Below are 8,251 nucleotides of genomic sequence, written 5' to 3' on the forward strand. Positions count from 1 at the left end.
GCAATAAATGTGTTTTTATTGATTGACTATCGGGGCTAAAACGGTAGAATGCCATTCCGCAGTCAGGGGAAACTTCTTCAGCTGTTAAGTTTGAAAGGCGTTATTGTTCTTACAAATTTAGTAAAGGTTATAGGCGATACAAATGCGACATTAGCTCAGTTGGTAGAGCGATACCTTGCCAAGGTATAGGTCATCGGTTCGAACCCGATATGTCGCTCCAATTTCTTATCTTATCCGATGGATTTGAATTTGGTTAAAGCATGGCGCGATGGCAGAATGGCTATGCTACGGATTGCAAATCCGTCGATCTCGGTTCGACTCCGGGTCGCGCCTCCACGAAATTGCGTTTGATGGTTACTTTTAGTAACGGTTAAAACAACACTTTGCCCGAGTGGTGGAATCGGTAGACACAAGGGATTTAAAATCCCTCGCTGAATAAGCGTGCCGGTTCAAGTCCGGCCTCGGGTACCATTATAATCTCTAGTAATAGAGAGTGGTGTAAAAAAGCCTCAACATTAGTTGGGGCTTTTTTACGTCTGAAATTTGTGAATTAGATCGAAAGAATAAAATCCCTCGCGCTCTGGTTGAACATCAGGCGTACAGGCGCAAGTCCGGCCTCGGGTACCATTATAATCTCTAGTAATAGAGAGTGGTGTAAAAAAGCCTCAACATTAGTTGGGGCTTTTTTACGTCTGAAATTTGTGAATTAGATCGAAAGAATAAAATCCCTCGCGCTCTGGTTGAACATCAGGCGTACAGGCGCAAGTTCGGCCTCGGGTACCATTATAATCTCTAGTAATAGAGAGTGGTGTAAAAAAGCCTCAACATTAGTTGGGGCTTTTTTACGTCTGAAATTTGTGAATTAGATTGAAAGATCAAAATCCCTCGCGCTCTGGTTGAATATCAGGCGTGCCGCTCTTTATTAATAACAATCGTCAGAAAATTGAGCTGAATATTAAGTGTTATTGTATTGGTGGGGAGACTTTACAATAGAGGAGGATGCTGATGATAAGATCTTTGGGTTAGTCACACTTTGGAATCAAATGTTAGCTTGAAGCTAGGCTTGTCTAGGAATGAAACATAACGTGAGAGGCCTGTAACTCTATGAACCATCACGTTATGAATAGAAAAGGGTGGTGACTAAGACTGATCGTCTAGTTGAATTTGGCCTACATATAAAACAGGGGCAGCATCAATTTCATTGGCATCCATCATGGTAGCTATCCGCTCAACGGCAGACAATAATTGACTTTGTTCCCATTCTTCAAGGTTTTGATAACGCATAATAAAATGTTCTTGCAGTGGTTTAGGTGCGCTATTTAATAACGTTTTACCTGCGTCACTTAACGATAAATGAACTTTCCGTTTGTCGGTTTCGCTGCGCGTTCTAATCACCATGCCACGATTTTCTAATCGATCAATAATGGTCGTCACTGTCGCTGCACTCAAATTAATTTCTTGAGCTATTTGTTTGGCCAGTGGAGCGTCAAGTTGATCAATTTTCTGTATGACCATTAATTGTGGTCCAGTTAGACCCGATAGTTTATTTAATTGACGTGAGTGTATATCAATAGCTCTGATCACCCGGCGCAATGAAATTAATAGTTGTTCGTATTTTTCCATAATCCCCTCATAATTCACCATGCACCTTAGCAGAATTCGGCTTATTACTCATGTCCAATATCAAAAAAAGCAGAATAATGTCATAGACATTATTCTGCTTAGCTATTTTATCAGCAATTACAACTTAAAGACTGAAAGTACGTGATACCGATAATACTGCGCGGGTATCGCTTAAGTCTGTGTCCATGCTCGTGTCTTCAACGGCAACGTTGAAGTCAAAACCTTCCCAGCTGGTTAAGTACTCTGCGCGATAATGGTTGTAAGACTTGTCACCGTCCCATGCCCATTTGTCTTCGTCTTGCGAAGTAGAGCGGTCAAAACTAACACGGATGTCATGACCTTCTGCAATGGTGAAGGTATGAGCAACCATCATGATGTAATGGTCAGCATCAACACCAAAGTAATCCCATGAATACCAAAAGTTTAATTCACTTTGACCAAGCGATGAAGCATAGCCAAACTTAGTGTAAATCTCTGGGTAGTAATACTCATCAGAGGCATCATCACCATGGTAAGTGTAATATGCAATACCCGCATCTACAGACACTCTGTCTGTTAGTTCAAAATATTTACCTGCGTAAAAATCAAGTTCTAGCCAAGTGTCATCAGCACTGCCAAAGTCAACATTCGATGCCCAAGCTCCAACGTACCAACCGTCATCGGCAGCATAGTCTAGGCTAGCTTGTAAGGCAGGATCATTGTCTGTTTGGCTAACACCATTAAAGGTATAGTCAGAGGTTGCATTAACGGTTGTGCTTAACTCACCAGCCATTACTGAAGTCGGTAAAGCAAATAAGCTTAATAAGGCTAATTTTTTCATTGTGGTGTTCATCATTATTCCTTGGATCATTATTATTGTTTAGTCTGCTAATTCGATTTTAGTAAAATCGATTTTATTTTCTTTTGGAGAACGTTCTATATCAGTCACTTTACGGTAGTGCGATTTTAAAATGTATCCGAAACAACTTAATATCAAGGCAATAGCGAGAGCGCCAACCCATTGAATTTGTAAAAAGTCTAGTTTGAATAACAAGGTTAAGCCACTCAGTACCACTACATTACCGATGATATAAGGTACTTTACCAAAACGTTCAACGGTAAGGTTTAAGTTATCTGTATATAAACGAACCAGTGAATCGAGTGAGTTAATAACAAACATTACCCCTACAATCACCATTGCTAGATTATAAAAACCTGACGTATCAATACCATTTGCGCTGTAGTAGTACAGAACCGTGAACCAAATCGCGATTGGAATTGAAGGGAATACCATCATGGCTATTAATACTTGATAGGTTTTCATTCCACCCACAAAACGAGCGGTAAATTGACCAATCATAATGCTCCATGCAAACCACCAGAATAGGTAAAATTCGTGGTAATCGTTTATTGGAAGTACAAAGTTATGGATGTTGCCAAAATAGTCACCAATTAATGCAAATGTAGTAAAGAACTCACCCACACTAGAATCGTCTGATAAAAATGCGCCCGCCCACATGATGGCGATTAAACCAAAGAACAACCAGGTACTGCCTAAACTAAGATAACGAACATAGCGAATACTGGTGCTTGAATACACTGCGGCGGCAATAACCATAAACACGATTAAATAGAAGCTGCTAACAACGGTTTCACCATCACCTAATTGCGGTAAATACCACGGTAAGTTAGTTAATAATAAATAAGCGGTAAAGGCACATGTACCAATGATCACTACGTTATTAATAAACTTTATCAATGGAATTTCAAAATACTTTACTCTTGGTTCAATAACACAAAAGTAGAAGCAGGTTAAAAAGTAAAACGCCCAAATTAAGCAGGCCCAAAAACCAAACTCTATGGCTAACGGATTACTAAATCCATATTCTGGACTGGTTGCTAAATCTGCATAACCAGCAAATTCAGTTAACGGAAACATGATTAAGCCAACATCAAGCCCTGAAGTGAACAAAATGGCAATAAAGGTAAATTTACGCACCGGTGTCACACCAATGCACTGCATGTTACCCCAACGATAAATAACAAATGCGATAGCGGCAAAAGTGAATAAAATGCCTATTGATAACCAGGTCGTCATTATTTAACTCCCGGGTGAATAGTGTGTGCGAACATAATGTTGGCTCCTTGTTGTATGTTTTTTATGCCATAGAACAATTTTTAAAGGCAAAACGCCCTCAAGCCTTAAGTATCGTGATGACGATAGTTAAACCCTGATAGATTGAACTTGGCTAAATAGGCCATTTACAAAAATGTAGGTTGGCCATCAACCTGTTGTCGATGTGTGTAAATGAATACACATCGACGAATGGGTGTTAATCAATTTGTCGTTTAGGCGCTTGTAATCGTTGTGATGTTTGCCATTGCTCAGCAATAGTCACTTTTGCCAAACTTGGCGCAAGAGGTTTGTTGCCTAAAATGATGTCGGCAGCGCGCTCGGCGACCATAATAGTAGGGGAGTTTAAGTTACCATTTGGAATGGTCGGGAAAATTGACGAGTCAACCACTCGCAAACCATGAATACCGTGAACTTTTGTTTCAGAGTCGACAACCGCCATCTCATCTTCACCCATTTTGCATGAACAAGAAGGGTGGTAAGCACTTTCTACTGAGCTTCTTACAAAGCGGTCTATTTCTTCATCGGTCTGTATTGATAAGCCTGGTTGAATTTCTTCACCACGATACTCATCTAAACCCGGTTGATTAATAATTTCACGGGTTAAACGCACACACGCTCTAAAGCCTTCAATATCATCTTGATGCGATAAATAATTGAACTGAATTTGTGGCGCAACCTTGGCATCATTTGATACAACCGTTACGGCGCCACGGCTTTTAGGTTTATTGTGGCCAATATGAACTTGGAAACCATGGCCAGCAAATGCTTCTTTACCGTCGTAACGCATAGCAGCAGGTAAAAAATGGTACTGTAGATCCGGCCACTCTAAACCCGCTTTTGAGCGGATAAATCCACATGATTCGAAATGGTTAGTTGCGCCCAAACCTGATTTATTAAAAATCCAGCGAGCACCAATAAACAATTTGTTTAACGGGTCAATTTTGCCATTGAGCGAAATAGGCTTTAAGCACTTAAATTGGAAGTAAAACTCTAAGTGGTCTTGCAGATTCTGACCAACACCGGGTAATTGATGTACTTGTTCAATGCCTGCGCTAGCTAACGTGCTTGAATCACCAATACCCGACAGTTGTAAAATATGCGGTGAACCAATAGAACCTGCAGATAAAATCACTTCTTTATTGCAGTTAACATCTATTAGCTCGCCTTTACGTTCGTAACGAACGCCGACAGCCGTTTTGCCTTGCATAATCACTTTATGTACAAGCGCATGAGTGACCACGGTTAAATTCGGACGTTTCATCGCAGGGCGAAGGTACGCATTTGCCGTAGACCAACGCACACCATTTTTAACGGTCATGTGCATTGGGCCAAAGCCTTCTTGCTGACTAGCATTGTAATCATCAGTGGCTAGATAGCCGGCATCGACACCTGCATCCACAAAAGCTTGATATAACGGGTTTTTCATTTCATTACCGTTATTAACCGCTAATGGGCCTTTATCACCGCGATAAACATTACCGCCAAAAGACCATGTTTCAGCTTTTTTAAAGTAAGGCAGACAGTGAGCATAATCCCAGTCTTTTGCACCTTGTTGTTGCCACTCATCAAAATCACGTGCATGACCACGTACGTAGACCATGCCATTGATTGATGATGAACCGCCTAACACTTTGCCACGCGGGCAATGCATACGGCGATTGTCCAAATGTGGTTCGGCTTCTGTTTCAAACTGCCATGCATACTTTTTAGTATTCATAGGGATAGATAGCGCCGTAGGCATTTGAATAAAAATGCTTTTGTCGCTACCACCGGTTTCAAGTATCAGGACTTTATTGTCTGGATTTTCCGTTAAGCGGTTGGCTAATACACAACCTGCGCTACCGGCACCAACAATAATATAATCGTATTCATGAGATATTTGCGTAGACATTAATGGGTCACTCCTAAAATGGGCTTTCAAGTGACTGCATACCAACGTAAACAGCTTTTATTTGGGTGTATGCTTTTAATGTTTCAGAGCCATTCTCACGACCAATACCAGACATCTTGTAACCACCAACCGGCATTTCTGCAGGAGAGGCACCATAAGCATTTATCCAACAAATACCGGCTTGCATTTGATGAATAACACGATGTGCACGGGTAATGTCTTGCGTAAATACACCTGCTGCTAAGCCTAGGTGAGTACTATTGGCACGCTTAACAACTTCATCTTCATCAGCAAAGGTAAATACTGACATCACAGGGCCGAATATTTCTTCTTTCGAAATCGTCATCTCATCAGTGCAATCCGTAAATACAGTCGGCGCCACAAAGAAACCATTCGGTGCATTGTCAGGCGTTAATGCTGTTCCGCCTGTTAATAAGATGGCACCTTCTTTTTTACCGATTTCAATGTAGTCGAGTACTTTTTGCTGATGGTCGCGTGAAATCAATGCACCAAAATTGGTGTCAGGGTGCATTGGGTCTCCGCAAACGATGTTTTGTTCGGTACGTTCTTTTAAGCGTTGGATAAAGCGCGGATAAATATCTTGCTGCACAAACACGCGAGTACCGTTGGTACACACTTCACCTTGAGTATAGAAATTCGCTAACATTGCTGCTGATACCGCATTTTCAACATCGGCATCATTAAAGATAATCAATGGCGACTTTCCGCCTAGCTCCATGGTCACGTCTTTTAGTGAACCCGCAGCAGCGGCCATCACTTTTTTACCGGTTCCGACTTCGCCCGTAAATGACACTTTAGCGATATCTTCATTGGTGGTTAGCCATGCGCCAACTCTACCGTCACCTTGAACAACGTTAAACACGCCATCTGGTACACCCGCTTGAGTGAATATTTCTGCTAAACGCATTGCGCCACGAGGTGTTTCTTCTGAAGGTTTAAAAATCATTACGTTGCCGCAAGCCAATGCAGGGGCTGCTTTCCAACAAGCAATTTGTAACGGGTAGTTCCATGCGCCAATACCAGCACAAATACCTAACGGCTCACGGCGAGTATAATAAAAGTCAGCGCCAACAGGCTGTTGATTGCCTTCAATACTTGGGGCGAGTCCGGCAAAGAACTCTATAGAGTCGGCGCCAGTAACGATATCGACAACCGAGGCTTCTTGCCATGGTTTACCGGTATCCAATACTTCACCTGCCGCAAGCTCATCATTTTGCTCACGGAGTAGGGCAACGGCTTTTAATAAAATGCGGCTACGTTCTATCGGCATCATAGCTGACCAAACTGCAAAACCTGCTTTGGCACTCTCTATGGCGGCTTTTTGCACAGACTCGGTTGCTACTTCAACTAAATAGCTGACTTCTCCAGTAGCAGGATTGATCACTTCAAATGTTTCGCCTGTACCGTTTGATTGGTATTTTCCATGGATATAATTTTGATAAATAACTAACGATGACATTATTCTACTCCGTTGTGCACGATCACAGCCTTGATAAAGGCTTTAGATAAAATTTGGGCTTGTTTAAAATCTTCTATTGGGGTGGTACTCAACGCACTGCGTAACCAAAAACCATCAATTACTGCCGCTGTTTGCTTGGCTGCATTAACAGCTGCTGCATTGGGTAATAATTGTTTAAACGAAAAAAGCAGGTTGCTGTATAACCGCTGACTATTAATGTTTTGCAATCTTGCTAACCCAGGATCGTGCATCGCTTGGGACCAGAAGCTTAACCATGTTTTTGTCGCGGCTGTTGAACGTTGTAATTCGGTAAAGTTTGCTTCCACGATCATTGAAAGCCGATCTATTGGGGTTAATGTTTTGCCTGACGTTCTTGTCAGTAATGCTTGCTTCAATTCCTCTAACAGAAATTTCTGCGTGGCTTCAATTAACCCTTGTTTACCACCAAAATAGTGGCTGATGATCCCTGATGACATTCCCGCCAATCCACTAATGGTATTAATAGTAGTGTTTTGTAACCCATGACGTTCGATTGACATTAACGTGGCATCTATCAGCTGTTGTTGTCTGACGTTTTTCATTGTAGGTCTTGACATAAAAGGGGTCCGTTATCTGTATTAAGAGTTGTTAATTGAACGCTCAATTAATAACGATACTAATGATTAGTGCTGTAATTATCAAGTTATAACTTGATATAGATCACAACATTCCAGTGACAAAATAAGATAGGAAACTAATTATAAAAAATAAGACACTGTTCTGTATAGGTTAAATGTTATCTGGCTTTGGTTGATGGTTTGTTGTAAAAAACGAAGACATTTTACATAAAATCATTACAGCTGCAGTTATTTTTAGGTTTTTGATTGATAAAATATCATTTTAAAATGGCTATTCTGCTCCCCAAACACCCTAACTCCTGCACATATTGCTTGGCGCGCCATAACCCCTATATTGATTTATTAACGAGGGAGTTGTTAGCACATGGAGGGAGGTATATTGATTAAAGCTGTTTGTTTTAGCCAATTTCACCAGTATTTTTTTGAGTGTGTCACTATACAACCACAGCCTTATTCTCTCCGACTAATGTTAGGTGTTAATGTTATCCATATGGGTGATGTATTCTGCTAAGTGTTCAGTGTTC

At 41.1% G+C, this 8,251-nt stretch carries 6 protein-coding genes and 3 tRNA genes; 3 read left to right on the plus strand and 6 right to left on the minus strand.

Features of this window, described 5'->3' with window-relative positions:
• Positions 1-144: 144 nt before the first annotated feature.
• The 3 genes from H5125_RS16310 to H5125_RS16320 all read left to right on the plus strand — a co-directional run bounded on the left by H5125_RS16310 (position 145) and on the right by H5125_RS16320 (position 471).
• Positions 145-220: transfer RNA gene (locus H5125_RS16310), tRNA-Gly, on the plus strand.
• A gap of 42 nt (positions 221-262) precedes the next feature.
• Positions 263-336 (plus strand) — tRNA-Cys (locus H5125_RS16315).
• Positions 337-385: 49 nt separating this feature from the next.
• A tRNA-Leu gene (locus H5125_RS16320) sits at positions 386-471 on the plus strand.
• Positions 472-1,140: 669 nt separating this feature from the next.
• On the opposite strand, the gene H5125_RS16325 is transcribed toward H5125_RS16320, so the two are convergent.
• From H5125_RS16325 to betI, 6 genes are all read right to left on the minus strand, one after another.
• The gene (locus H5125_RS16325) at positions 1,141-1,623 is read right to left on the minus strand and encodes a MarR family winged helix-turn-helix transcriptional regulator (protein ID WP_101088345.1); all 483 of its coding nucleotides are present in this window, start codon (positions 1,621-1,623) and stop codon (positions 1,141-1,143) included.
• 124 nt (positions 1,624-1,747) lie between these two features.
• The gene (locus H5125_RS16330) at positions 1,748-2,455 is read right to left on the minus strand and encodes a TorF family putative porin (RefSeq protein WP_101088344.1); all 708 of its coding nucleotides are present in this window, start codon (positions 2,453-2,455) and stop codon (positions 1,748-1,750) included.
• Between the two features lie 27 nt (positions 2,456-2,482).
• Positions 2,483-3,700 (minus strand): choline transporter, encoded by a 1,218-nt coding sequence (locus H5125_RS16335; protein ID WP_101088343.1) that lies wholly within the window; start codon positions 3,698-3,700, stop codon positions 2,483-2,485.
• A gap of 235 nt (positions 3,701-3,935) precedes the next feature.
• A complete protein-coding gene (gene betA / locus H5125_RS16340) occupies positions 3,936-5,630 on the minus strand; it encodes a choline dehydrogenase (RefSeq protein WP_182744768.1) in 1,695 nt (564 codons plus the stop codon).
• Between the two features lie 13 nt (positions 5,631-5,643).
• Positions 5,644-7,110, minus strand: a complete 1,467-nt coding sequence (betB, locus tag H5125_RS16345; RefSeq protein ID WP_182744769.1) for a betaine-aldehyde dehydrogenase — start codon at positions 7,108-7,110, stop codon at positions 5,644-5,646.
• Positions 7,110-7,706 carry a transcriptional regulator BetI gene (betI, locus tag H5125_RS16350; RefSeq protein WP_101088340.1) on the minus strand — a complete coding sequence of 199 codons (597 nt, stop codon included), beginning with the start codon at positions 7,704-7,706 and terminating at the stop codon, positions 7,110-7,112. The genes betB and betI overlap by 1 nt, the downstream gene beginning before the upstream one ends.
• Positions 7,707-8,251 lie beyond the last annotated feature (545 nt).

The sequence above is a fragment of the Shewanella sp. SR44-4 genome, from assembly GCF_014163715.1.
Lineage (GTDB): Bacteria > Pseudomonadota > Gammaproteobacteria > Enterobacterales > Shewanellaceae > Shewanella.

What these genes read in the sequence shown, in the direction of transcription:
- H5125_RS16330 (WP_101088344.1), bottom strand. Translation starts at nt 2,455, where the DNA reads ATGAACACCACAATGAAAAAATTAGCCTTATTAAGCTTATTTGCTTTA.
- H5125_RS16335 (WP_101088343.1), bottom strand. Translation starts at nt 3,700, where the DNA reads ATGACGACCTGGTTATCAATAGGCATTTTATTCACTTTTGCCGCTATC.
- betB (WP_182744769.1), bottom strand. Translation starts at nt 7,110, where the DNA reads ATGTCATCGTTAGTTATTTATCAAAATTATATCCATGGAAAATACCAA.
- betI (WP_101088340.1), bottom strand. Translation starts at nt 7,706, where the DNA reads ATGTCAAGACCTACAATGAAAAACGTCAGACAACAACAGCTGATAGAT.
- betA (WP_182744768.1), bottom strand. Translation starts at nt 5,630, where the DNA reads ATGTCTACGCAAATATCTCATGAATACGATTATATTATTGTTGGTGCC.
- H5125_RS16325 (WP_101088345.1), bottom strand. Translation starts at nt 1,623, where the DNA reads ATGGAAAAATACGAACAACTATTAATTTCATTGCGCCGGGTGATCAGA.